General features: G+C 40.6%; 16 protein-coding genes. 6 read left to right on the top strand and 10 right to left on the bottom strand.

Annotation, left to right across the window (positions count from 1 at the left end):
* Window positions 1-8: 8 nt before the first annotated feature.
* The gene (locus T7867_RS01240; protein WP_068219456.1) at window positions 9-1,430 is read right to left on the bottom strand and encodes an amidohydrolase family protein; all 1,422 of its coding nucleotides are present in this window, start codon (window positions 1,428-1,430) and stop codon (window positions 9-11) included.
* A gap of 92 nt (window positions 1,431-1,522) precedes the next feature.
* Here T7867_RS01240 and T7867_RS01235 point away from each other — a divergent pair, with 92 nt between their 5' ends.
* Window positions 1,523-2,368, top strand: a complete 846-nt coding sequence (locus T7867_RS01235) for a sterol desaturase family protein (RefSeq protein WP_068219459.1) — start codon at window positions 1,523-1,525, stop codon at window positions 2,366-2,368.
* A gap of 209 nt (window positions 2,369-2,577) precedes the next feature.
* On the opposite strand, the gene T7867_RS01230 is transcribed toward T7867_RS01235, so the two are convergent.
* The 3 genes from T7867_RS01230 to T7867_RS01220 are packed head-to-tail and all read right to left on the bottom strand — an operon-like array spanning window position 2,578 to window position 4,095.
* A complete protein-coding gene (locus T7867_RS01230; protein ID WP_068219463.1) occupies window positions 2,578-3,009 on the bottom strand; it encodes a hypothetical protein in 432 nt (143 codons plus the stop codon).
* A 10-nt stretch (window positions 3,010-3,019) separates the two neighbouring features.
* Window positions 3,020-3,511: a helix-turn-helix transcriptional regulator gene (locus T7867_RS01225; protein WP_068219465.1), complete on the bottom strand. Its 492-nt coding sequence runs from the start codon at window positions 3,509-3,511 to the stop codon at window positions 3,020-3,022.
* Between the two features lie 20 nt (window positions 3,512-3,531).
* The gene (locus T7867_RS01220) at window positions 3,532-4,095 is read right to left on the bottom strand and encodes a hypothetical protein (protein WP_068219468.1); all 564 of its coding nucleotides are present in this window, start codon (window positions 4,093-4,095) and stop codon (window positions 3,532-3,534) included.
* A 320-nt stretch (window positions 4,096-4,415) separates the two neighbouring features.
* On the opposite strand from T7867_RS01220, the gene T7867_RS01215 reads away from it, so the two are divergent.
* Entirely contained in the window at window positions 4,416-10,166 is a 5,751-nt protein-coding gene (locus tag T7867_RS01215) for a DUF3320 domain-containing protein (RefSeq protein WP_068219472.1), read from the top strand.
* A gap of 181 nt (window positions 10,167-10,347) precedes the next feature.
* On the opposite strand, the gene T7867_RS01210 is transcribed toward T7867_RS01215, so the two are convergent.
* The 4 genes from T7867_RS01210 to T7867_RS01195 all read right to left on the bottom strand — a co-directional run bounded on the left by T7867_RS01210 (window position 10,348) and on the right by T7867_RS01195 (window position 13,544).
* On the bottom strand, window positions 10,348-11,739 hold the full coding sequence (locus tag T7867_RS01210; RefSeq protein ID WP_068219475.1) for an HTTM domain-containing protein: 1,392 nt from the start codon (window positions 11,737-11,739) through the stop codon (window positions 10,348-10,350).
* A gap of 26 nt (window positions 11,740-11,765) precedes the next feature.
* Entirely contained in the window at window positions 11,766-12,026 is a 261-nt protein-coding gene (locus T7867_RS01205) for a hypothetical protein (protein ID WP_068219478.1), read from the bottom strand.
* Window positions 12,007-12,510 carry a DUF4494 domain-containing protein gene (locus T7867_RS01200; RefSeq protein ID WP_068219481.1) on the bottom strand — a complete coding sequence of 168 codons (504 nt, stop codon included), beginning with the start codon at window positions 12,508-12,510 and terminating at the stop codon, window positions 12,007-12,009. Before T7867_RS01200 ends, T7867_RS01205 begins: the two co-directional genes overlap by 20 nt.
* Before the next feature lie 731 nt (window positions 12,511-13,241).
* The gene (locus tag T7867_RS01195; protein WP_068219483.1) at window positions 13,242-13,544 is read right to left on the bottom strand and encodes a GIY-YIG nuclease family protein; all 303 of its coding nucleotides are present in this window, start codon (window positions 13,542-13,544) and stop codon (window positions 13,242-13,244) included.
* Between the two features lie 237 nt (window positions 13,545-13,781).
* Between T7867_RS01195 and T7867_RS01190 the strand changes: the two genes are divergently transcribed.
* From T7867_RS01190 to T7867_RS01180, 3 genes are all read left to right on the top strand, one after another.
* The gene (locus T7867_RS01190) at window positions 13,782-14,954 is read left to right on the top strand and encodes a THUMP domain-containing class I SAM-dependent RNA methyltransferase (RefSeq protein WP_068219486.1); all 1,173 of its coding nucleotides are present in this window, start codon (window positions 13,782-13,784) and stop codon (window positions 14,952-14,954) included.
* On the top strand, window positions 14,951-17,134 hold the full coding sequence (locus T7867_RS01185; RefSeq protein ID WP_068219489.1) for a patatin-like phospholipase family protein: 2,184 nt from the start codon (window positions 14,951-14,953) through the stop codon (window positions 17,132-17,134). Before T7867_RS01190 ends, T7867_RS01185 begins: the two co-directional genes overlap by 4 nt.
* Before the next feature lie 96 nt (window positions 17,135-17,230).
* A complete protein-coding gene (locus T7867_RS01180) occupies window positions 17,231-20,611 on the top strand; it encodes a methylmalonyl-CoA mutase family protein (RefSeq protein ID WP_322299763.1) in 3,381 nt (1,126 codons plus the stop codon).
* A gap of 350 nt (window positions 20,612-20,961) precedes the next feature.
* On the opposite strand, the gene T7867_RS01175 is transcribed toward T7867_RS01180, so the two are convergent.
* Window positions 20,962-21,801, bottom strand: coding sequence for a hypothetical protein (locus T7867_RS01175; protein WP_322299762.1), 840 nt, complete (start codon window positions 21,799-21,801; stop codon window positions 20,962-20,964).
* A gap of 266 nt (window positions 21,802-22,067) precedes the next feature.
* On the opposite strand from T7867_RS01175, the gene T7867_RS01170 reads away from it, so the two are divergent.
* A complete protein-coding gene (locus T7867_RS01170) occupies window positions 22,068-23,372 on the top strand; it encodes an MFS transporter (protein WP_322299761.1) in 1,305 nt (434 codons plus the stop codon).
* 28 nt (window positions 23,373-23,400) lie between these two features.
* On the opposite strand, the gene T7867_RS01165 is transcribed toward T7867_RS01170, so the two are convergent.
* On the bottom strand, window positions 23,401-24,315 hold the full coding sequence (locus T7867_RS01165) for a hypothetical protein (protein WP_322299760.1): 915 nt from the start codon (window positions 24,313-24,315) through the stop codon (window positions 23,401-23,403).

The raw sequence follows: 24,315 nt of genomic DNA, 5'->3' as shown, positions 1-24,315 counted from the left end.
ATGCATTTCTAGTGCATCCCCACTTTGCCTTTCATAGATTCAAAGATTTTTTTGGAGTCGAAGCCGATGCCGTCTTTAAAGACTGTTTCAATTTTTCGGATGTTACTAATATCTGCTTCTAAGTCGCCATCGATAAGAACTAAGTCGGCTTGTTTGCCGATCACTATCGAACCGATTTTGTCTGCTCTTTCCAAATATTCGGCACCATTTAGTGAGGAGATTTTAATGGCTTCACTTACCGTAAAACCTGCCTCAACAAGTAATTCAACCTGACGCATATTACCATAGCCGGCAATGGTTCTTCCAGCTCCGGTTGGGTCAGTTCCAGACAAAAGCTGACCGCCCATGTCATAAAATTTCTTTTCCCAAGCCATCTGCTTTTTAAAGTTGACAAAAGAAGCAGAATCTCTTCCTTGTCGTCTCGTGTGGCTCTGCACTAAGCTGGCTCTTATTTCTTCACTCATGGCGTCAAGTCCACCGCCAAGAACTACTTCACGACCTGTATAAGGTTCGAAAACAGGAAGGGTAGAGGTTACTGCTACGTTTTTCTCTATCAGGAATTTCATCAATTCTTCCATCTCTGGGCTGTCTTCAGGTAGTTCTGCCAAGGCCCTGCCTCGTTTAAAGGCCGGACAGAAATTGTCAACCTTGTCACCCACAAAGTCGGAGCTTTGAAAAAAGCCATGCTCAATATTGTCAATGCCTATTTCTGCGGCTTCGCGATAAGTCACCGAGCAAATATGACCAGTTACTTTCTTGCCTTGTGCATGAGCAGCATCTACCACCGCTTTTAAATCCTCTTTAGTAATGTTCTGATAAACCTTGAATGAGTTGATGCCTCTTTTACCCCAGTATTCCACCATCTCAATACCATCTTCTGGGCTTTCAATAATGCCCACTTCAGGAACAGGAGTGCCGGCTCTTTCAATAAATGGCCCTGTTAAATCCATTTTCGGCCCAAGCATTCTTCCTTCTTCAATCCATTTTCTGATGTTTAAGTCGGTTTGCGGTTCAATACTTCCAGCCGTTCTGATGGTGGTAACTCCTCCTGCCAAATAGAGTCTCGGAAAAGTGAAGGTCATTTGTGCTACGCTGAATACTCCATCGAATGGTTTTGGGTAGAAGATGTGCTCATGAAGCATGACCAATCCCGGAATCAGGGTTTTTCCCGTTCCATCGATTGACTTATAATCGCTTGGGTAGGTCATAGAAGCGGTATTGCCAATTTGAGAGATTACTCCATCTATGAAAATCACCGTTTGGTTAGTTTTGGCAGGCCCACCAGTGCCGTCAATCACTTTAACATTGGTGATGGCTACGGCCTTTTCTTGATTGGTTACATAGGGTGCAACCGCGCGAGAGAAGTTTTGGCCGAAGGACAAGCTAGCTAGAAGAGCAAGGGTAAACGAAAGCAGTATTCTGGTTTTCATAGGCTTAGAATGAGGTTCGGAAGTTACGCATTTAGACCTAACCTATTTCTTCGAACGATTGCAAATATGATGTGTGGCGAATAAATTGAAGCATGGAAAGTCTGGTAAACTTCTTTAATGATATTCCTACTCCTTTTAGAGCTGGAATTTTGATCGGTGGAATTGTTCTCTTCTGGATTCTGGAAGGCACCTTGCCGCTCTTTAAGTTTCAGTATAAGAAGGTGCGCCACGCGGGTATCAACCTGTTTTTTACGCTCACTACCATGATCATCGGTTTTGGTTTAGCGGCAGCTTTGTTAGCTGCTTCTAACTATGTTTCCGACAAGCAATTTGGGTTGCTCTATCTGGTTGACCTACCACTCTGGGCTCAGCTGGTGGTTGGGATGCTTCTGCTCGACCTCATTGGTGCCTACTTCGTGCATTGGACAGAGCATAAAGTAAAATGGATGTGGAAGTTTCACTTGGTGCATCATACAGACACTAATGTAGATGTAACTACCGGCCTTAGGCATCACCCCGGAGAGACTGTTTTTAGAATTGGCTTTACCATTCTGGCTGTAATTATTGTGGGTGCTCCTATGTGGATCATTATGTTCTACCAGAGTATGTCGGTGCTTTTTGCACATATAACTCATGCGAATATCAATATGCCAAGGTCGATAGATAGAGCCTTGTCATGGGTGTTTATTACTCCGCTAATGCACAAGGTGCACCATCATTATACTCAACCGCTAACCGACACCAACTATGGTAATATCTTCTCCTTCTGGGATCGTATTTTTGGCACTTTTGCTCAGGTAGAAGATACCAGAGAACTGAAATATGGTATCGATACCCATATGGACCCCAAAGAAAATGATGAGATGGCCAATCTGCTAAAAATTCCTTTTCAGGCTTATAGAACACCTGAGGATGTGAGGTTTGAAGGGAATGAATAATATACAGTAAGGTAGTTTTACCTATCTATGAGAATGGATTATTCTTTTGAAATTTTCAAAATTGATTTCATCCAATGCAGTGGTCACAAATTTCTCGCCTGTTTTCTCACAGAGATAGAACAGATATTCAAATTGAACCCGAACCTTTTTGAAGGTGGTATTTCTAAGCTCTGAACTTAGGGGCATAGAGAGGCCAGTTATTGGGCTTTTCATTTGGATTTTAAAATAACTGTTTCTTCCTGAATATGTTCAGTAACATTGATAGAGGGAAGTATAACATCCTCAAATTGTGTCTCATTCAATTTTTCATGAAGAATGCCTCTGGTGGTTCCTACGGTTATTACGGCTAAATGTCTACAAAATACACCCGGTATACTAACCTCTTCTTTTTCTTCATTGAGAAAGCTTTTAAAAGCATTCTCTTCGATTTCAAAAGCACATTCAACTGCTAGTTTTATGACGGTCTTTTTTTGGCTTTTAAATTGAACTTCAAAGTTGACTGCGATAAACTTTTCTTGAGCATTAGCAGCTATCCTAAATCCTGTGCTAAATTCATCATCCATTTCTTGATTAAAGTTTTCCTCAAGAATGGCGAATTCTTTGGTTCTAATATTCGCTATTGCAAAACCTAGTTGATTCATTGTTTAAGTTTTATGCCGCTAAATCATAAGAAAAAGGTGCTTCTCCTACATCCGATACTTTCTTTTGAGTTTGATGTAAAAATTCAGTCGTATAACCGGCTGGGTCTTTAAATGCTGACTTACGTTTTTTACTTACTGATGCAGACTTTACTATTTGCTCAGTTAGCTCGGTGAGGTAACAGTTTAACTTTTTGGTAAAGTCCTGACCATCTACCTGAACAAATTCAACACCTAAAACTTCTTCTAACTTTACCAGTGTAGAAAGTTGAAAGTTCTCTTGACCCTTGAGCATTTTGCTTACACGCTGACGGCTCACGCCAAGCTTATCAGCAAGTTGAGTCTGATTCCACCCTTTTTCATCTATTGCATCAAGAATGGTTAGACTGATTTCAAAAGATTTATCCAGCCAGTTTTTGTTCTCTCTCTGAAAAGCTACTTTTTCATGAAAAGAAGATTGAGGCATGTCTTTCTTTAAATCTGCTAATGTCTTTTTAGCTGCCATTTGTCTTATGTCTTATTGTCTCATTGCTTTGGCTCAAAGTAGTACTCTAAGAGTTCTACATCACCTTCAAGGAACTCACGCATAACATTCATTTTGTATAGTTCTGTTTCGGTATGCGGTCTACCTTGCATTTTCTGGGTTAGCTTTATCGCTCCTCCAGTAATGTAAAATACATTTTTATGCTTAACTGCATAAATCCTCATATAGGATTTATATTCACCACCGTAGGCCTTAATTCGAGAAGGGTCTTCATCCTTATCGTCATCGGCAAGTGGATTGAAAAGGTTCTCTAAACCTTTTGTGTTATGGTTTTTAGCTAGGTCATCTAGTTGTTGAAGAAGTTTATTTCCTTCTTTACGAGCGCTGATGGGTGCTTTCTTAAGGGGCTCAGGTCTACTAAGTGTGTTGTAATCCTTTTCATATTGCTTAAAAAAGCTTCTCAAAAATACTGGGTCATTCCAGTCATCGGTTATTTGACTTAAAGCATCTGGTGCTTCTCCAGATGGGATTCCGCTGTCCGGATCATGCCATTGAACCGAGCAGAGAATATCCTCTTTTGTGCCAAATATACCTATAACTTCCATATTGTCAACTCCTGAGTTTACAATTTAGTTCATTTAACTTATTGAAAGGTGACTTTAATTAATGGATTTGAACCTGATGGCCCTAAAAACTTTATTTCCAATTCTTGAGAGTTTAATTGAAAGGATTTGAAAATAAACTGTAGTGTTTTGAAGTGATGTTCAGTGTTTTCATGGTCTTCTATTGAATAAGTCTCCATGTTGAATTTTTATACTTTAACTGTAATGGTAGTTGTACAGAATTGAATGGATATATTTATGTGCTTGTATAGGTCGAAATTGTTAACGTAATTATTCAATTATTCTCAATATAACACATGATTATGAACCTTCAACTCCAAATCAACTATCATTTTAGAATGAATCTTGCTTTGTTGCAGAACAAAGTGCCATTAGTTAGAGCAATTTACCTTAAGAATACTGGAGATACACCTTTCGAAGGTTTAAAGCTAAAGATCACATCAGACCCTGAAGATGTATTGAGTTTTGAGACTAACCTATCAAGCATTGCCGTTGAGGAGGAGTTCGTGGTTATGAACCCAGACATTAAATACTCTCGGCACTTTTTTAATCGAGTAAGTGAAAAGATCTTCGGGAGACTTCTTTTTGAAGTTTCTGATGCTGAAGGAGGAGTAATAAGCAAAGAAGAAGTTGAAATAGAAATTGAGCCTCAAAACGTATGGCTTGGTCAGGAAGCTCCGCTTGAACTCATTGCAAGTCATGTAATGCCTAATAGCGAGGCGGTACAAAAGATCATTCGTGGAGCTGCGGATATTCTTAAAGAGAAAACCGAAAGTTCGGCTCTTAATGGTTACCAATCAAAGGATCGTGAGCGTGTGCATCAGATAGCCCAAGCTGTATTCCAGTCGATGAGACGAGAGAATATAACTTATGCAGAACCTCCTGCCAGCTTTGAGGAGACAGGTCAGAAGGTCAGAACTCCCGATAGTATTCTTCAGCACAGTATGGGTACATGTCTGGATCTTTCTCTTTTATATCAAGCTTGCCTAGAACAGGTTGGAGTTAACTCAATATTGTTTCTAATCTCAGGTCATGCATTTGTTGGTTTTTGGCTTGAGGACAAATTTCTTCCACGTGCTTTGGAAGAGGATCCTCAGTTTTTTAGAAAGCGTAAGGAGCTGGATGAAATGGCGGTACTGGATGTAACTGGAGTGACATCTGATGGGGACGTTAGTTTCGGAATGCTTGAGAAACAGGCAGAAGGCTTTTTATTAGATGAGAACGAGTTTGTTTGTGGAATAGACTTAACCTACTGTAGAAGACACGCTAGGATACATCCAATAAATGACTTCAATGCAGAAAAGATTAAGCAAAATGAGGAGCGAGAAAAAAGAGAAGGAAGCATTGATCTGGAAGAAAGAAGATTTAAAAGCTTTGAATTACCAGAGGATGTTCAGGCACGAGCCGGGGAATTAGATAAATGGAAAGATAAGCTGTTGGATCTCAGTTTTCGAAATAGGCTTCTAAACTTTAGAGATAATCGATCTACGGTGGAAATACTTTGCCATAGCCCAGGTGAAATGGAAGATATACTGGCCGATGGCGCTGCTTTTGAAATTCTACCCAGTCCAAAACAAAGTGCTTTGAGTGAGCAACGCACCGATAAAGCTGAAATTCTGGCCGATCAAATTACACTGAGTTTTGAGCGTAAAAAGCTCCTCACCACGGTGTCTGAGGAAAAGTTTCAATCTACACTAACGAGTTTATACCGATCGGTAGTGAATGCGGAAGAAGAGACAGGAGCCAATACTTTGTTTTTGGCACTTGGAGTGCTTGCTTGGAAAGAAAGTGATAGCAGCGAAGTTGTACGTAGGTCGCCATTATTACTGCTGCCTGTAAACCTAAATAAGAAGTCGGTTGGAGGAAAGTTTTCACTTACGCTAAGGGATGATGATACCGTTATGAATCATACTCTTTTGCAAAAGTTACTCAGGGATTTTGGAATGAAATTCCCAGGCTTAGAACCTCTGCCAGAAGATGAGTCGGGCGTAAATGTGCCTTTGATTTTTGATATTATCAGAAAAGTGATTCGTGATAAGCGAGGATGGGAAGTGAAAGAAGAGGTATGGCTAAGTGAATTCTCCTTCCAGAAGTTTTTGATGTGGAAGGAACTGGATAAGCATTATGAAGAAATGCTGGAAAGTCCAGTGATCAGGAGAGTAATGACTTCCGAAACCCCAAAAGATTCCCCAAGCTTTATAGAAGAGCAGCACGTAGAACAGATGCATCACCCAAAGGATGTTTATTGCCCACTGTCGGCTGACTCGTCACAAATGGCGGCAGTACTCTCCGCTGCCAATGGAAACAGTTTTGTGTTGCAAGGGCCTCCGGGTACAGGTAAGTCGCAAACCATTGCTAATATGATTGCGCATTGTGTTGGTATTGGGAAACGTGTACTTTTTGTGTCAGAAAAGAAAGTGGCACTTGAGGTAGTGTATCGCAGACTACAAGAAATTGGAATCGGGCCATTTTGCTTGGAACTACATTCCAAGAAATCAGAAAAGAAAGAAGTAGTTCGAAGCTTTTATGAGGCACTTGAGTTTACATCACCTAATATTAATGGAGGATGGGAACAAGTGGCAGGTGAGTTAAAAACTTCACGGGATGGGCTGAACGAGTACTTTAAAGAATTACATCATAAGAGTACTTCTGGTATTACAGCATATAAAGCTTTTGGAGTAGCCTCTCGCAAGAAAGGAGTAGAGAATGTAGACCTTCAGTTCGATAGTTTTTTGGAGTATCCAGAAAGTAAGTTGAATGAGCTACAAGTAAAAGTTAAAACCTGGAAAGAATATGCAGATGTACTTACTGATCACGAGTACAAAGCCTGGTCATTTGTGGGAAGAGATAATTGGTCAAGCGAGGTGGAGGATGCGGTAGTTAGCGAGTTAAAAGCCATTCTTAAAGACCTTGCACATATCTCAAACCTTGAAGATGATGTGTCCAAAAAGTTTCCAATTGTCAAATCATGGAGTGCCAACAACTGGAGAAGCGTAGGGTTACTAGCTAAGAATTTACTTGCTCCCCCTGCTCTAACATCTTCATTTCTTAAGCAAACAGATTTTGCCCAGTTTCAAAAAGAGCTGAACGACAATGTTGATCACTTAAAAAATCAAGCTGAGCTACGGGAAAAACTGGACAAGGAGTTTCAACCACAAATTTATCAGGAGAATTTCTATCAGCTCAAGCAACAACTGGATAAAAGTAATGAAGGTTTTTTCATAAGTAAGTTCTTCAAAAAGCGAAAGCTGAAAGGATATTTGCGAAAGCTGGTTAAAGGCAAGGTTGGCGATCTTTCAGGATATGGAAAGCTTTTAGAAACAGGAATTGCTTACCAAGAAGGAAAAACTAAAGAAGAGCAGTCTCAACAATTTGCTAAAGAGATATTTGGTCAGGAATATCTTTTAGGAAAAGATGAAGAGTTGCGCAAGGCCATGGCTTGGCTGTATGAAGTGTATACTGAAATGATGAACTTGTTTTCATCAGATCTGGAGTCATTAAAAGCTGGCAGAGGCTTTATCACGGATATAGTTGAAAATCGTGAGCTGATATTAGTATCAGGTGGAGATACAAAAAGAGAGCTTTCAGAGATTCAGGATTTCGCTGAGAATTTCCAAAAAAGGCTGGAGGGGCTTAGCAACAATCTTCAATTGAAGAGTGATTTATATGAGGAGCCTGTGGCTCAATTAAAGAGCAGCTTGGATTCTTTACTTGACACATTCTCATTGTTTAGAGATGTAATTGCCATGAACGTGTTGAAGCGTGAATTGTGCGAAAATGGCTTAGACCAGCTTTTTGGTAAAGTAGATCAGGGAGAAATTTCAAAATCTGAGATAGAAAAAGTGTTTGCCTATAACTTCCACAGGCAATGGCTTAATGAAAAGAATGCGGCTACCAAAGTATTGGAAAGCACCACAGGGCTTCAGTTGAACAATCTTGACTCCGATTTTAAGAAATCGGATCATAAGTACAGATCGATGACCGAGAAGGCATTAGCTTCGAAAATAGCGGATTCGAAACCTCCAATGGGCAGTTTTGTATTGCCTGATTCTCCTGTAGGATTGATCAAGAAAGAATACAACAAAAGCAGAAGGCATATGCCTATCCGAAAGTTTTTGGATACGATTAGTCCCGTGGCCAAAAGCCTAAAACCATGTTATATGATGAGCCCGATGTCGGTAAGTCAGTATTTGCCGGTAGCTCCTGAATTTGATATTGTAATCTTTGATGAAGCTTCACAAATTCCACCATGGGATGCGATTGGTGCTATGTCACGAGGAAAGCAGGCTATTATAGTAGGAGATACCAAGCAGCTTCCTCCAACGGCATTCTTTAGCATGAATAGTGAAGACAATAACGATGAAAAAATAGATTGTGAAAGCGTGCTGGAAATGTTTGGGGGGTTGTACCCAGAGATGCTTCTGAAATGGCATTATAGGAGTCGTTCTGAAAGTTTGATCAGCTTCTCCAACCATCATATTTACGACAACCGACTTCATACTTTTCCTGCTTGTTTTACCGAAGATGATAAGGTGTCATTGAAGATTATTGAAGGTGAAAAGGCATTTTATGATCGTAGCAAGTCGCGAACGAATATTGGGGAAGCTCAGGAAGTGGTAAATGAAATATTTACTAGATTAAAAAATGAAGAGGATTCTAACTCCATCGGAGTGGTGACTTTTAGTTCTGCTCAGGCAAACCTTATTAGCGACCTTATTGATAGCCAGTTACAGTTGGAACCACAATACGAATACTGTTTTGATGTAACCAACCCAGAATATGTGTTTGTGAAGAACCTTGAAAATGTACAGGGTGATGAAAGAGATGTGATTTTGTTTTCGGTAGGTTATGGCAAGGATGCCAATGGAAAGATTAATAAGAATTTTGGCCCATTAAATAACTCGGGAGGTGAGCGCAGGTTGAATGTGGCTGTGACACGTGCAAGAACAGAGGTGAAGATTTTTACCAATTTCCATCCAAGGGAGTTTGATGTAAGTGGTAGTTCATCTGAAGGGCTTCGACTTTTAAAAGAGTATTTATTGTATGCTCAGGATGGCCATACAGCTTTGTTGAGGGAGGAAACGGTAAGTATAGAAGATTCGTTTGATTCACCATTTGAAAAAGAGGTGGCATCTAAACTTAGAGAAAAAGGGTGGGAAGTACGTACCCAAATAGGAGTTGGTGGCTATAGAATAGATCTTGGTGTTGTACACCCAGAATATTCAGGACAGTTTTTGGCAGGAATAGAATGCGATGGAGCACGCTACCATTCAGCCCGATCTGCAAGAGATAGGGATATTCTGAGGCAGGCTGTACTTGAAGGTCTTGGGTGGAACGTGTTGAGGGTGTGGTCAACAGATTGGTGGTATGATAGCGATAAGTGTATTGATCGTTTGGACGGACAACTCAAAGAGTTACAAATGATGATACATGAAAATATGCCGACTATTAATGAAACTAGAGAAGAACTTATAGATGAAGCAGATTTAAATCAAGAAGATGAGCAAATAGCAAGCGTTAGTGATTATAACCCTAACCTCGTGGTGCTGAATCCGGAAGGTGATTTTTTTGACAACAATAAATTAGTAGAGTCTCACGTGAGAGAGGTGGTTGAAAAACTGGCTCCTATTTCAAAGGAGGAATGCTACACCATTGTAAGTCGAGCTTGGGGATTTTCGAAAAAGGGGAACAGGATTTTGCAGTATTTAGAAAGTTGCACAAAAGGAATTCACCAAACAAAGTCTGAGAATCAGATTTATTTGTGGAATTTACCTAACCAAGTGGAAGAAGTGACGGAGCTTCGATTGCCCACGGAAGGTGAGCAGCGTCATCCCACCACAGTGGCTCCTGAAGAGTTGGTTCATGGAATATTATTAATACTCAAAAGTAACATAGAAGTCTCGAAAGAAGTGTTGCTTAAAGAGGTTGCGAAAATGCTAGGCTATAGCCGAATTTCAAAAGAGAACATGAAAGCTATGGAACCAGCATTAAAGTTGCTGGAGAAGAATGGTGCGGTGACTTGTCAGAATGAAGTTGTGACTTTAATTAGTTAGCAGAATATAGTTTATAAAAAGCTTTATTCTGCTAACTACTGATTTTTGTTCCAAGCGGAATTTATTTGTATTTCATGCCTCTTCCTTGGTTATATGGAATGTCAATTTGTAATTAAGAAAAAGTAATAGACCATCTGTAAAGCAGTGCTTGAGAGAATTGAAGTAGGACTAAACTTCAGTGTTACCACTTCTTCCTCAATGGACTTTCCAGAGGCTCGTACCAATCTGCCCAGCCAAACCATGGTCGGGAAACAGAGGTGAGGTCCACATTTGGGTCAATGATATACTGTGGCTCTCGGTCGTTTAATGTAGCTAAGGCTTCGGCATAAACGGCTACATCTACTCCCATCAAAGCATACTCTTCTTTCAGAAACTGAGCAAACTCCCAGATCATGTAAGGCATGCCATTCATATCGTCAATTTGCCAATCTTTTAGGTAGCCATCTAGATCAACAAATATGCGTTCGCTGTTCTCCTTATTCTCCAGAATAAAGGTGGTTTGTCCATCCTTACTTCTGAGCTTCATGTGCCAGGAATAACGATGACCTCCTTCCGTCCAATGTACATTTCCAGGAATCAACCAATGGCGAAGCGGCAGAAAGACCTGAATCGCCACAAAAAGACCTAAAGCCCAAAGTACTAGTTTCTTTCTAGGAGAAGAAGGTTCTGAATAGAGCATTAACTCTTCTGAACTAAGCGATTTCACCTTATCAGAAATCATCTGCAAGGCTTTTCTTGGCCAACTAGGAGGAAAGAACATGGTAGTTGCTCCAATCATAAACCATGGGAAAATGCCAATGCTAAACAGCTGAGAATTCATGAGATGGAACAGGGTGATGAAGATAAAGGCTGGCCATCTCGATTTCTTCCAGATGAGGAAGGGTGCAATCAGTAAGTCGAGCAACAGCCCACTGTAGGAGATGAAAAGGACCATCCATTGCTCTTCAAAGTATTGTCTTAAGATTGGAAAATCAGGGTTCAGCCAAATGGCCAGTGGGTAGCCTTGAAGCCAATCGGGGTTAAGTTTTGCGACCCCACCAAAGAAATACGGCACTGCTATAATGAATCGGATCAACCAAAGTGTCCAAAGCGGAGCCAGCGGAGTTCTAATTCGCTTCCATATGCGCATATCGATAGAGAAATTTCTGTGCGCAGGCAAAAATATCATCAGAAAGCTGATGAGTATTACCAAATAAAAGTGGTTTAAGTATCTGGCTTGCTCAAGTAAGTAGGTGTAAGTAAAAAGCAGAAAGAATAAAGTGGCCGAAACTCTGTAGAACAAGCCCAATGTTATACAGATCGCTAACAGACCAAGCAACAACCAAAGCACAAACATACCATCGCCCGGAAGCGGCTGAAAGTTGAAAGGAGCATAACTAAAGTTGAAGTAAGGCTCTATCCAGTAGCGGTTTATCCAACCGTATCGGAAGTAGCGAGTTACTTCCCAAAACATAATGGCTCCGAACAAAATTCGGAACAGCACCAGAAAGGAATTATCAACGGGTTGGAAGAGGTTTTGCTTCCAATTTCGAGTCCAGATTTCTGAAAAAGCGCCTGTTTTGAGCTGGTTCATTGTAGAGTTGAGAAGGATAAAATTAATTATCCTCTACAATCTTCAATAGCTTTCTCTAAAATACCGAGAATCTTATCGGCATTCATTCCGATCATGGTAGCCGGAAAACCAACTTCTAGATTCTCAATGGTTAAAGTTTGAGCACTTTCATCGAAAGCATAATCTAAAGAAATGCCATTCTTGCTTAGGTAACCTGAATTCCCTGCCATTTCTAACCCCTGACTTTTTAGCTTGGCGGCCAAACAGTCGAATGTAGATATTGATATGTTATTGTACTTCTTCGTCATCTTCTTCTTGTTCTACTTCTGCCACAGGTCTGAAATTACCTTCAGGTAATTTTTCTTCGCTAGTGTGGTGGAATACTTCTAAGATAGGAGATTCTTTAATTTCAGGCACGGCAAAGCTCACCAACATATTGTTCAAAGACTCATGGATTCTATCATAAGCCTCACTCACGTTTTTCGCGTGAATGATCATCATGTTCGTTACTTTCTTCTCCTTACCAGAATCGGCATCGGTAAGTAGGTAGGTAATTTTCACCTGATAGAATACATCGCCACCTGGATATTCAAAAACATCGATAATCTTACTTTTGGTAATACTAGTAACCAAGAATTCACCCATTACCCGCTGGCCCATCTCTTCATAAATACGAGCTTCCGCTTCAGTGAAAGAAAGAGCATCGGTTAAGTAGGCTTCGTTTACATTTTTAAGTCGACCCTGTTCGTCTTCTTTTTGATATTTTACTTTGCAGGTAAACCAGGTTTTCATTCGATGTATTTTAAATGGACTGCGAAGTTACGAGCGTAAGCATGAAAATGAAATCTTTTCTTAAGCTCTCAGGTGTTTTGTTGGTGAAGCTTTTATAGTCTCTCTTCTTTTCAGTCTAGCAAGTTTGTTCTGGTTACGTCACTGCTTCGCTCCGAGACTTCGGGGCGAAGCAGTCTCTTGGTCCTCCAAACTTGGAGATTGCTTCGGTCGTACCTTCCTCGCAAAGACGTTCCCGATATTATGCTGCTAAGCTCATATGGTTGTCAACTTGGTCCGGCTTTGAACTTAGAGCATAAGGTGGGTGTGTTTTAAGTTAGAATACAAGTGGCGTTAATTGACAGATATTCTCTGTTTTAACCCCTATGTTATTCCCTTTTCTACACTCAAGTATCGGCTTCGTCACTGCGAGCCCCGAGACTTTGGGGCGAAGCAGTCTCTTAATCTTCTAGTTTGGAGATTGCTTCGTCCTACGTCCTCGCAAAGACGTTACCGATATTGCACTGCTAGTCTTAGGAGGGGTACAAGTTAGTTAAAGAAGGAGAAAGCTTTAGGGTGTTTCCCATTTTAAGAAATAGCTTATGCCTTAAAGTTTAAGAGTAATTAAGCATCGGCTCCGTCACTGCGAGCCCCGAGACTTCGGGGCGAAGCAGTCTCCAAATCTCCAAAGTTTGAGAAATGCGAATATCTGCATTCTTGCAAAGACAATGACGTTGCATCATCGAAATGAAGAATTACCAATATTGAACTTCGGTGAGAAAAAGATTGTCCCAGTTAGGATTCATCTCATTAATTAGATCAAGTTTTTGTTGTCTTGACCCTCCTTTCAGCCTCTTCTCCTCAGTAATTGCAGATTCGATATGATCGAAAACTCTATAGTAAACCAGCTTAAAGCAATTGTATTTTGAAGTGAATGATTTTGGGAAATGTTGTTCGCGATGTTGAATGACTCGTGAGACCAAATCCGAAGTGACACCTACATAAAGAGTAGTGTGGTACTTATTGGTCATTATGTAGACGAATCCTCCTTTTGGCATTGTGTGAATGAAATATAACTAATTGAATTGGTTTACTTTCAAGCTGTACTCGATATGGCTCCGTCACTGCGAGCCCCGAGACATCGGGGCGAAGCAGTCTCAACTATTTAGGAGATTGCTTCGTTCTACGTTCTCGCAAAGACGTTACAGATATAGTTCAGCTAGGAAAAATTGTTGAGGATAGTCTCATTAGTTGAAAAATTTTTTAATCCACCTTTTCTTCCGAATTTCGCCCCAATGAGTTCAGTCTTTCCCTACAAATCGGCCATAGTAATTACATGTTTTCCACAGCAAAGCCCTTGGTTAGCCAAAGAGGTAGAAGCCCTCGGCTTTGAGGTGAAATCAACCGCCATTTCAGAAGTAGAAACTGAAGGCTATATGGATGATTGCCTTCGGCTGAACATGCAGTTGAGAACAGCTAGTAGGGTGCTCTTCCAAATTCAGAGGTTCAAGGCACACGATGCTAATGAACTCTACAAGAGAATTAAGGCTATTCCGTGGGAAAACTACCTGGATAATGATGGCTACTTCTCCATCACTTCTTATGTGAAGAACGATACCATCCTTGATGATAGATTTGCCAATGTTAGGGTGAAGGATGCCATTGCCGACCGAATGACCGAGAAAACTGGCAGTCGTCCTAACTCTGGCCCGAATAGAGATAAAACGGTGATTCATATTTATTGGAAGGATGAAAAAGTACGCGTGTATTTCGATACTTCTGGAGAAACAATTGCCAAGCACGGTTACAGAAAGTTGCCGTTTAAGGCCCCTATGATCGAATCTTTAGCGGCTTCAACTTTATATGCAACTGAGTGGGATAAGGCTTCTCCATTTATCAATCCAATGTGTGGTAGTGGAACTTTGGCCATTGAAGCGGCTTTGATAGCCATCAACAAAGCTCCAGGTTTGATGAGAGATAACTTCGGCTTTATGCACATTAAAGGATATGACGCTAACTCATGGGCAGATTATCAGCGTTTGGCTAAACTGCAAATCAAAGAACCACCAGCAGGTTTGAAGATTATTGCATCAGATATGAGCAAAAGTGCTTTGTTCTGCGCAAGAGGAAATGCTAAAACTGCCGGAGTTGAACACTTGATCGAATTTGAGCATGGCGATTTCAGAGAAACCACCGTGCCAGATACTGATGGCGTGGTGATGCTCAATCCAGAATATGGAGAGCGATTAGGAGAAGAGGAGCAACTAAAAGAAGTGTATCAGGCTATTGGAGACTTCTTTAAAAACAAATGTCAGGGATACAATGGGTTTATCTTTACTGGTAACATGAACCTAGCTAAAAGTATTGGACTAAGAACATCGGCAAGAATTCCTTTCTTTAATGCCAGAATTGAATGTAGATTACTGAAATACGAGTTATATAGAGGTTCTAAAAAGGCAAAAGCTTGAAAGCATTAAATGCATTTTATAATTCATTCCCAATCAAGCTTCTGCTGGTTCATGTAAAGTATAATCAGTTTCTCCTTCTTTATTGGTTTTTCCTTTTTTCGATTGTTGCCGGAGGTTTCGGCAAGGCCCTAGGGATTCCATACTTGTTTCTCGACCCCATTTACTTAGACTCAGTAGGGTTTAAAGGCTTTTTTATTGTTGGTGTAACCTTAGGAGGCTTTGCCATGGCTTTCAATATTACCTCCTATATTCTAGATGGTTTTCGCTTTCCTTTTTTGGGTACATTACCGCGTCCTTTCACCCACTTTTGTCTAAATAACTCAGTAATTCCATTCGGCTTCCTCATCTTTTATGTGGTAAAAGTAGTAGAGTTCGCGAGAGATTACGGCCTCTACAGCGATAGACAGATACTGTATTCTGTATCTGGTCTGCTGGCTGGGTTTATAGCTATGCAAGCCCTATTATTTATCTACTTTACCATGACTAATAGAGATATTAGGGTGGTGATGAGAAGAAGAGCGAGAAAGCAGGTTAAAGCTGGTGCTAAGCAAAAACAAAATGCTTTTAGAAGACTACAAAGACTAAAGAGGTCGACAGTGCCTTGCAACAATTATCTATCTATCAATTTGCGTTTTTATTCCACTAGGCGCTATGAAAAGTATTACGATAGGGTGGCCATCTTAGGTATTTTCAGGCAGAACCAGAGGAATGCTATTATTGCTGAATCGTTTTTGTTGATCGTCATATTTGCTTTAGGCCTATTTCAGCAATCTCCATTATTTCAGATACCCGCAGCAGCTTCGAGCATAATCTTGCTTACTGTGATCATTCTGGCTACTGGTGCCTTGAGCTTTTGGTTGAGGTCTTGGGTGGTTTCTGCGGCTTTTCTGCTTTTGCTATTTGCTAACGTCATTTCATCGGCCTTGAACTTGGGCTACGAGTACCCTGCCTACGGATTAGATTATTCTCAGGAAAAGACACCATATAATATTAACAGCATCAGGGCAATTTCTGAGCAATCCGATGTAGATGTTTCTACAGACTATTGGCTGCAAATGCTTAAGAATTGGAAGGCTAAAACTGGGGAGGAAAAGCCAGAGATGTTTTTGGTTGCGGTAAGTGGAGGAGGTCAACGTTCTGCGCTTTGGGCAACAAACGTAATGCAACATATCGACTCAGTGAAGCAAGGCACGCTGATGAAGAATACCTTTTTGATAACAGGTGCTTCTGGAGGCTTGGTGGGAGCTGCTTTTTATAGAGAGTTGTATTGGAAGTCGGAAAACCCAAGGCGCAGAATTCACAGGTCGGAGATTGGGAGTGAATTATTGAACCCACTGATATTTAAGCTCTTGGTGAATGATATTTTCTTTAAGGTGAAGAATTTTGATTACGCAGGGCAAACTTATAAGGTAGAGAGAGGTTACACATTCGAACAAAACCTTTCTAAGAACCTTAATGGAGCTCTAGATAGGCCTTTGGCTGCTTATCGCGACCCTGAGTTTAACGGTGAGATTCCCGCCTTGCTTTTAAGTCCCCTGATTACCAATGATGGCCGAAAACTATATATATCGCCACACCCTGTGAGCTTTTTGAATTACAGTACTGAGAAGAATACGGTTATTCAAGGGGTAGACTTTAGGGCTTTACTCAAGAATCATCAGCCAGATAGCTTGAGATTTCTAACGGCTATTCGAATGAGTGCTACCTTTCCTTATGTGGTGCCAACAATTACGCTACCAACTGAGCCGCCAATTCAAATAGCTGATGCTGGAATTTCCGATAACTATGGAATTGTAGATGCGCTAATCTTTCTCAATGTTTTTAAGGATTGGATTAAGGAGAATACTAGTCAAGTAACATTGATTACCATCCGTGACTCAGTGAAAGAAGAAGAGCTTTCTGCACCAGAACCTCAAAATATTATGGAGAGATTCTTTTCACCTATCCAGTCTGTTTATAAGAGTTGGGATAAAGTGCAGACCATCAAAAACGACCAATGGTACGAATTAACTAAAGAGATTTTTAAGGATCACCTCAATCGGGTAGAATTCGAATATACCAATGGAGATGACGATCGGGCTTCGCTCAGTTGGAGACTTACTGAGTTTGAAAAGCAGAACATTATTGAATCTATTCATCAGGTGGATAACCAACGCGCTTTAGAGAAGTTGAAACGTTAGCCTAGTCTGGAATCAATTTCCAAACTGCACTTCCTAACAACTGTTAGGAAAAAACTGTTTTATACATAAATTTGCAAGCTGAGATAAGAAATACCTATGGAACAAGCAGCTCCTTATACACCAAAAAACAAAGTTAGAATTGTAACTGCCGCTTCACTATTCGATGGCCACGATGCTGCCATCAATATCATGCGTAGAATTATTCAGGCCACTGGTTGTGAAGTAATTCACCTTGGTCATGATAGAAGTGTGGAAGAGGTAGTAAATACTGCTATTCAAGAAGATGCTCAGGCAATTGCCATGACTTCCTATCAGGGTGGTCACAACGAGTATTTTAAATATATGTATGACTTGTTAAAGGAAAAAGGGGCTAGTCATATCAGAATCTTTGGTGGAGGTGGAGGAGTAATTCTTCCTGAAGAAATCAAAGAATTGATGGACTACGGAATTACCAGAATCTATTCTCCAGACGATGGCCGTTCAATGGGCTTGCAGGGAATGATTAACGACATGGTAGAGCGTTGCGATTTCCCTACGGGTGAAAACCTTAATGGTGAGGTTAATCATCTGAAAGACAAAGAAGCCAAGTCAATTGCTAGGATTATTTCTGCTGCAGAAAACTTCCCAGAAGACTCTCAAACTGTTCTGGAAGAGGTTCATAAAATTGCTGACCAGGTTAAAACACCAGTTTTAGGAATTACAGGAACAGGTGGTGCTGGTAAATCTTCATTGGTCGATGAATTGGTAAGAAGATTCTTGATCGATTTCGAAGACAAGAAAATCGGTATCATCTCGGTAGATCCATCGAAAAGAAAAACAGGCGGAGCTTTACTAGGAGATAGAATTCGTATGAATTCCATCAACAATCCGAGAGTGTACATGCGCTCTTTGGCCACTCGCCAGTCTAACTTGGCGCTTTCTAAGCATGTTCGCGAAGCTGTTCAAGTGCTTAAAGCTGCTGAATATGATTTAATAATCCTTGAGACTTCAGGTATTGGACAGTCAGATACAGAGATTCTAGATCACTCAGATGTTTCTCTATATGTGATGACTCCAGAATACGGTGCAGCAACCCAATTAGAGAAAATCGACATGCTCGATTTTGCTGACATCATTGCGCTCAATAAGTTCGATAAAAGAGGTGCTCTTGATGCCTTGCGCGATGTTAAGAAGCAATATCAGAGAAACCACGGTTTGTGGGATGCCAACATAGACGATATGCCAGTATTTGGCACTATAGCTTCTCAGTTCAACGACCCTGGAATGAACTCTCTTTACAAGTCTATCATGGATAAAATTGTAGAGAAAACAGAGGCCGATCTGAATTCAACTTTTGAGATCACTAATGAGATGTCTGAGAAGATATTCGTGATTCCTCCAAAGAGAACTCGCTACTTGTCTGAGATTGCAGAGAGTAATCGTTCTTATGACGAAACGGCACTTTCTCAAGCAGAAGTAGCAGATAAACTTTATGGACTTCAGCGCTCAATAGATACATTAAAGGAGTCTTCAGTAGCTGATAAAGACAGACTGATTAAGGGAATTCAAGAGTCTTTTGAGCAAGTTAAAATGGATCTCGACCCTTATAACTGGCAAATTATTGAGCAGTGGGAAGAGAAGAAAAAGAAATATAGCGATCCTGTATACAGCTTCAAGGTTCGAGATAAAGAAATTAAAATTAAGACTCACACTGAGTCGCTTTCACATACTCAAATTCCAAAGGTTGCTTTGCCTAAGTTTAGAAGCTGGGGAGATGTAATTCGTTGGTCTTTGCAAGAAAATGTTCCGGGAGAATTTCCTTACACTGCCGGAATCTATCCTTTCAAAAGAGAAGGTGAAGATCCGACAAGGATGTTTGCTGGCGAGGGAGGCCCAGAAAGAACGAACAGACGTTTCCACTATGTGAGTTTAGGAATGCCTGCGGCACGTTTGTCTACGGCTTTCGATTCAGTAACGCTTTACGGAAACGACCCAGATTACAGACCAGATATCTACGGTAAAATTGGTAACTCTGGTGTAAGTATTTGCTGTTTAGATGATGCTAAGAAGCTCTATTCTGGCTTCGATCTGTGTGCCCCATCTACTTCAGTTTCCATGACAATTAATGGTCCTGCACCAATGTTGTTGGGCTTCTTTATGAATGCTGCTATCGATCAGCAATGTGAGAAATACATCAAAGAAAATGGACTTGAAAAAGAGGTAGAGGCGAAAATTGCTAAAATCTATAAAGACAAAGGAGTTGAAAGACCTCATTACCAAGGTGACTTGCCAGAAGGTAATGATGGTTTAGGTTTGATGTTACTTGGTGTAACGGGAGATCAGGTGCTGCCTGCTGATGTTTACCAAGAAATCAAAGCCAGAACGCTTTCTGTGGTACGAGGTACGGTTCAGGCCGATATCCTGAAAGAAGATCAGGCACAAAACACCTGTATTTTCTCAACTGAGTTCGCTCTAAGATTGATGGGTGATGTTCAGGAATATTTCATTCAGAAAGCTGTTAGAAACTTCTACTCTGTTTCTATTTCTGGTTACCATATTGCTGAAGCTGGCGCGAACCCAATCACGCAGTTGGCATTCACTTTGGCCAATGGTTTCACTTATGTAGAATACTACTTAAGCAGAGGAATGGATATCGATAAATTCGGTCCAAACCTTTCATTCTTCTTCTCAAATGGAATCGATCCAGAATATGCAGTGATTGGTAGAGTGGCAAGAAGACTTTGGGCGAAAGCACTGAAAAATAAGTACGGAGCCAATGCCAGAGCGCAAATGCTGAAGTATCACATTCAGACTTCAGGTCGTTCGTTGCACGCTCAAGAGATCGACTTCAACGATATCAGAACTACGTTGCAGGCACTTTACGCGATTTACGATAACTGTAACTCGCTTCACACCAATGCTTATGATGAGGCTATTACTACTCCAACTGAGGAGTCTGTGAGAAGAGCCATGGCTATTCAGTTAATCATCAATAAAGAGCTTGGTTTGGCTAAGAATGAAAACCCCATGCAAGGCTCGTTCATCATTGAAGAATTGACTGATTTGGTGGAAGAAGCGGTATTAACCGAGTTCGATAGAATCACCGAAAGAGGTGGTGTGCTAGGTGCTATGGAAACTATGTATCAGCGCAGCAAGATTCAGGAAGAGTCGCTTTACTACGAGACGCTGAAGCATACTGGTGAATTCCCGATTATTGGGGTGAATACCTTCTTGAGTTCTAAAGGTTCGCCAACTGTATTACCGAAAGAGGTGATTAGAGCGACAGAAACGGAGAAGGAATATCAGATTAATATGTTGGGTAACCTTCAGAAGGGCAATGAAGACAAAGCCTCCGAAATGCTGAAGAGAGTACAGCATGCAGCTATTCAGAACGAAAATATGTTCGAAGAGTTGATGGAAGCTTGTAAGTACTGCTCATTGGGTCAGATTACTTCTGCCTTGTTTGAAGTAGGCGGGCAGTACCGCAGAAACATGTAATGTTTCCACGCAAGTGATCAGTTAATCGGTGATCAGAAATCAGGGGCTAAAACTTCATTGTTGGGCATCCCTTTAGGGACTGAGGGTAATTATGTTGGAAATCAGGAATCATGTCTTCGGTACGTCATTCTAGCGTCCCGAGGCACCGAGAGCGGCAATCTCCTCATCCTAAATAGAAAAGTAGGAAGCCGATCGATTAGGAAACGTTCAAAATGCACTACTGGTCAGACCACTCGAAGTGGTCTGACCAGTATAAGGGTGACAAGCTTAACCTTATTCTGTCATCGTAACGTAGCAATATGCTAGTTTGTAAGTGCCAAGGAGAAACTCTGACTAGGTTGGCACTTAAGTCAAAATTCGATCATTACTTTTCCACTTACTTGCCCTTTTTCTTTCAGCACCTTACCAAAGTTTGGTTTGCCTTGTTCTTGGTTGATTCTAGAAATGGTATCAATATCACGATCGTCATAATAAAGTTCAGCATAGCCTAAGAAACTCATTTCAAACCGTGATTCATTCATTTTGGTTATAGTAACAGAACCTTGCTTAATGTCTAGCATATACTCCATATGAGAGTCTTCATAAGGGAGAAAGAAAATCAGAGAGAAATACGGCTTTTTTGATGTTGGCGAATCTGGTATATTACCGATCATTTGTTCACTTGCGTTCTCAGCTTTTTCAAGCTCGGAATTCAGTAGAGCCTCAAGTTCGGCCAATGCTTTTTGATCTCCTTTGGCTACTTTTTCTGAAAGTTCTTTAATCTTTTCCTCTTTCGATTTAAAAGACTCACGTATTGCCTGACCAGTTTCAGCAGAGCTTTTGAATTCGCTAGAGCTGGCAAATTTTTCATTGTACTCTTTCTCATCTTGTCCATACTGCAATGTTGAATAGCTTATGGTTATAGGGTTTTGAGTTGAAGGAGTAGGGAGTTCATGGTGGTTTTCAACAGAAAAAACCATTCTCAATCCGAATTCTGGAAATGTTCCTGGCGGAACTTCTTCAGGTGAAGGAATTCGTAATTCACTTGTGGAGATAAGAATGTGAGGGTCAGAATTGCTGTAGTTCTTTTCTTCAATATCGGATTTATTGACTTGTGTAGAGTTAAATGAAAATCGAATAAGGTCCTGAGCATTGAGTAAAGAACTAAATAGTAGCAAGAGGGTCAAGAAGCCAATTTTTTGATGTACCATGATGTTTTGTTCTGTGAATCATTATCAATATAGCCAGATGTGAACTTTGAATCAATTGCTGTTACTAAACGATAAGGCAGCTAAGAAGTGCTGGGTTTGTTAAGTCTCAGTCAGTATGCTTTTATTGTGAGCAGATGGTCTAAGTAGGTAACCGATCGATTAGGAACCTGTCAATAATGCACTACTGGTTAGACCACACAAAGTAGTCAGACCAGTATGTTACTGCATTGACACCAACATTTAACTATTGGTAGAGTTAATCCTTTATGTCGAAAGATTTTTCAGATCAGTTCTACGATTTTTTAACTGAAGAGGACGAGCCAAGGGCCTGTAGTGCCATTCCTGATGAAGCATGTGAATCGAGCCCAAAAAACTTCACTCTCAACGTATTTAACGGGACGCTCACAAAGCTTGCGGAAAAGATCATCAGCCCTGATTTAACGCTCAGTTGGGTGATGCAAAACCTGGGGGCTTCTGCTGGACTCATAGGAATGCTAGTTCCAGTAAAAGACGCAGGTTCCTTGTTGCCTCAGCTTGTTGTTTCTGGTAAAATCAGGTCATATAGTATTCGAAAGCATTTCTGGGTAGTTTCTGCCATCGTTCAGGCTATTTGCTGGGCTGTGGCTGCATTTCTCATTTACAGAGAAGTAGATAACCTACCTATCCTTTTAGTCGCTTTATTGGCGGTGTTCAGCATGGCCAGTGGGGTTGCTTCTATTAGTTTTAAAGATGTATTGGCTAAAACCATAGATAAGAAGGTGAGGGGACAGGCCTTGAGTTACAGATCGACCTTCGGTGGCGTAATGGGGCTTGCGGCTGGCGTATTGCTTATTCTCTACGTAAAAGAAAAAGCGAATACGGAGATATTTGCACTGCTATTTCTAGTAGCGAGTATATTATGGTTTACTGCTGCTTTGTTGTTCAACTTTATCGATGAACCCAGAGGAGCCACAGAGGGCGGACGCAACCCAATCGATGAATTAAAAGAAGGTGCTAAGCTAATTTCAAATGATATAGACTTTAGACGATTTCTAATTGTCAGGGCCATGTTAATGGCTATTCCTTTGATTCAGCCGTTTTACGTGCTTTCTGCTGAAAAGTTTGAGGCATCAACTTGGAGCTTGTTAGGCTTGTTGATGCTGGTTAGTGGTTTGGCACAGATTATCAGTAGTCCTATATGGGGAAAGGTTGCAGATCAATCTTCCCCGAGATTAATGAGGTTGTCGGCATTGGTAGGTGTGCTGGGGATTGTAGCAGCTATTGTAATGCGCAATTTCACGGAAGATCTAAACGTACTCTATTTCTTGCCCGTATTGTTTATTAACGGTGTAGCTTATGCCGGAGCGCGTTTAGCCAGAAAGACCTACCTCGTAGACTTCGCACCAGAAGATGATAGACCAACATACGTGTCCATAGCCAATACATCTATTGGAGTATTCACCTTGATTGCCGCTAGCTTTGGACTCATAGGTAATTACTTTGGCTTAAACGCTCAGTTTGCCTTTTTCTTTGCCATGCTTATGGTAGCCTTTTTCTTATCCTTTAAGTTAAAGAATGTAGAAGGGGAGTAGTATAAGTTACATTCAGAAGTTTTAAGCCTTACTGATAATGATAGAAGTGGAAAATCTCTCCTGATGAATCAAAGTTTAAAGTTAATTCATTTTCTTTTATTGAATAGGTCATGGTGTTACCTCTCAACTTGGCAATAAGTTCGTTTTGAAAGTTGATTAAGGATTCCGAGGTGGCAGTGCTTTGATTCACATTAAAGTCTGAAAAAGTAACAGAATTTCCATCAACACTTAAACCCATAACAATTTTAGTACCTGGGCCTAATATTTGTAATTGATTGTTTTGAGTGGTATATCTCAATGTAATTACCCTATCGCATGGGGGTAAAAGAGTAGGGTCATTATTGGAATCTAATATTTCTGCTAGTGCCCAATAATTATCTTCCAAATCAAGGCTTTCGCTCTGCTTTACAATGGAGTAATTTCTAGAACAAAACGGATCCAAAGAGATGTCTATGCCATTAACTGCCCCATCATAAATAGTAGCTTCTGCGTCACCCGATGGAGTACTTGCTGTAAAATGAAAAAACGCCTCAAACTCAGTGTTGTTAATGTCAAACTTATCTATTCTTAAAGCACCGCAATTAGCAGACATGTACTTTAAAGTAGAGTAGTCTAGAATTGTGGCCTCTACAGTGCTTGTGTTTGATATTTCGTGCACTCCTAATTCAGGTGATGGAATCATCATTTGGAAAGCGTAAAATTTGTTCTCTCCACCAACATATAATGTGTCGTTAATATACATGCTGAAATATCCTTCATTTAGGTTCTGTGATGAATTATCAACCTTAATGCTCAAAGGAACGGATGTTACCGGATTACGAATGGAGCTACTGCAATCACTTTCCAAATCTTCAAACAGATTGGTGTCCTCCTCGTCTCCACACGAGACCATTAGAGCGAAAAAGAAAAATGCTAAAGTAGTTTTAAGGATATTTTTACTCAT

The organism is Roseivirga spongicola (genome assembly GCF_034376045.1).
GTDB classification, from domain to species: Bacteria; Bacteroidota; Bacteroidia; order Cytophagales; family Cyclobacteriaceae; genus Roseivirga; species Roseivirga spongicola.
This window is presented reverse-complemented; position numbering and strand designations above follow the sequence as displayed.

Coding starts and splice junctions, on each gene's coding strand:
- T7867_RS01240 (WP_068219456.1), bottom strand. CDS start 1,430: ATGAAAACCAGAATACTGCTTTCGTTTACCCTTGCTCTTCTAGCTAGC.
- T7867_RS01235 (WP_068219459.1), top strand. CDS start 1,523: ATGGAAAGTCTGGTAAACTTCTTTAATGATATTCCTACTCCTTTTAGA.
- T7867_RS01230 (WP_068219463.1), bottom strand. CDS start 3,009: ATGAATCAACTAGGTTTTGCAATAGCGAATATTAGAACCAAAGAATTC.
- T7867_RS01225 (WP_068219465.1), bottom strand. CDS start 3,511: ATGGCAGCTAAAAAGACATTAGCAGATTTAAAGAAAGACATGCCTCAA.
- T7867_RS01220 (WP_068219468.1), bottom strand. CDS start 4,095: ATGGAAGTTATAGGTATATTTGGCACAAAAGAGGATATTCTCTGCTCG.
- T7867_RS01215 (WP_068219472.1), top strand. CDS start 4,416: ATGAACCTTCAACTCCAAATCAACTATCATTTTAGAATGAATCTTGCT.
- T7867_RS01210 (WP_068219475.1), bottom strand. CDS start 11,739: ATGAACCAGCTCAAAACAGGCGCTTTTTCAGAAATCTGGACTCGAAAT.
- T7867_RS01205 (WP_068219478.1), bottom strand. CDS start 12,026: ATGACGAAGAAGTACAATAACATATCAATATCTACATTCGACTGTTTG.
- T7867_RS01200 (WP_068219481.1), bottom strand. CDS start 12,510: ATGAAAACCTGGTTTACCTGCAAAGTAAAATATCAAAAAGAAGACGAA.
- T7867_RS01195 (WP_068219483.1), bottom strand. CDS start 13,544: ATGCCAAAAGGAGGATTCGTCTACATAATGACCAATAAGTACCACACT.
- T7867_RS01190 (WP_068219486.1), top strand. CDS start 13,782: ATGAGTTCAGTCTTTCCCTACAAATCGGCCATAGTAATTACATGTTTT.
- T7867_RS01180 (WP_322299763.1), top strand. CDS start 17,231: ATGGAACAAGCAGCTCCTTATACACCAAAAAACAAAGTTAGAATTGTA.
- T7867_RS01175 (WP_322299762.1), bottom strand. CDS start 21,801: ATGGTACATCAAAAAATTGGCTTCTTGACCCTCTTGCTACTATTTAGT.
- T7867_RS01170 (WP_322299761.1), top strand. CDS start 22,068: ATGTCGAAAGATTTTTCAGATCAGTTCTACGATTTTTTAACTGAAGAG.
- T7867_RS01165 (WP_322299760.1), bottom strand. CDS start 24,315: ATGAGTAAAAATATCCTTAAAACTACTTTAGCATTTTTCTTTTTCGCT.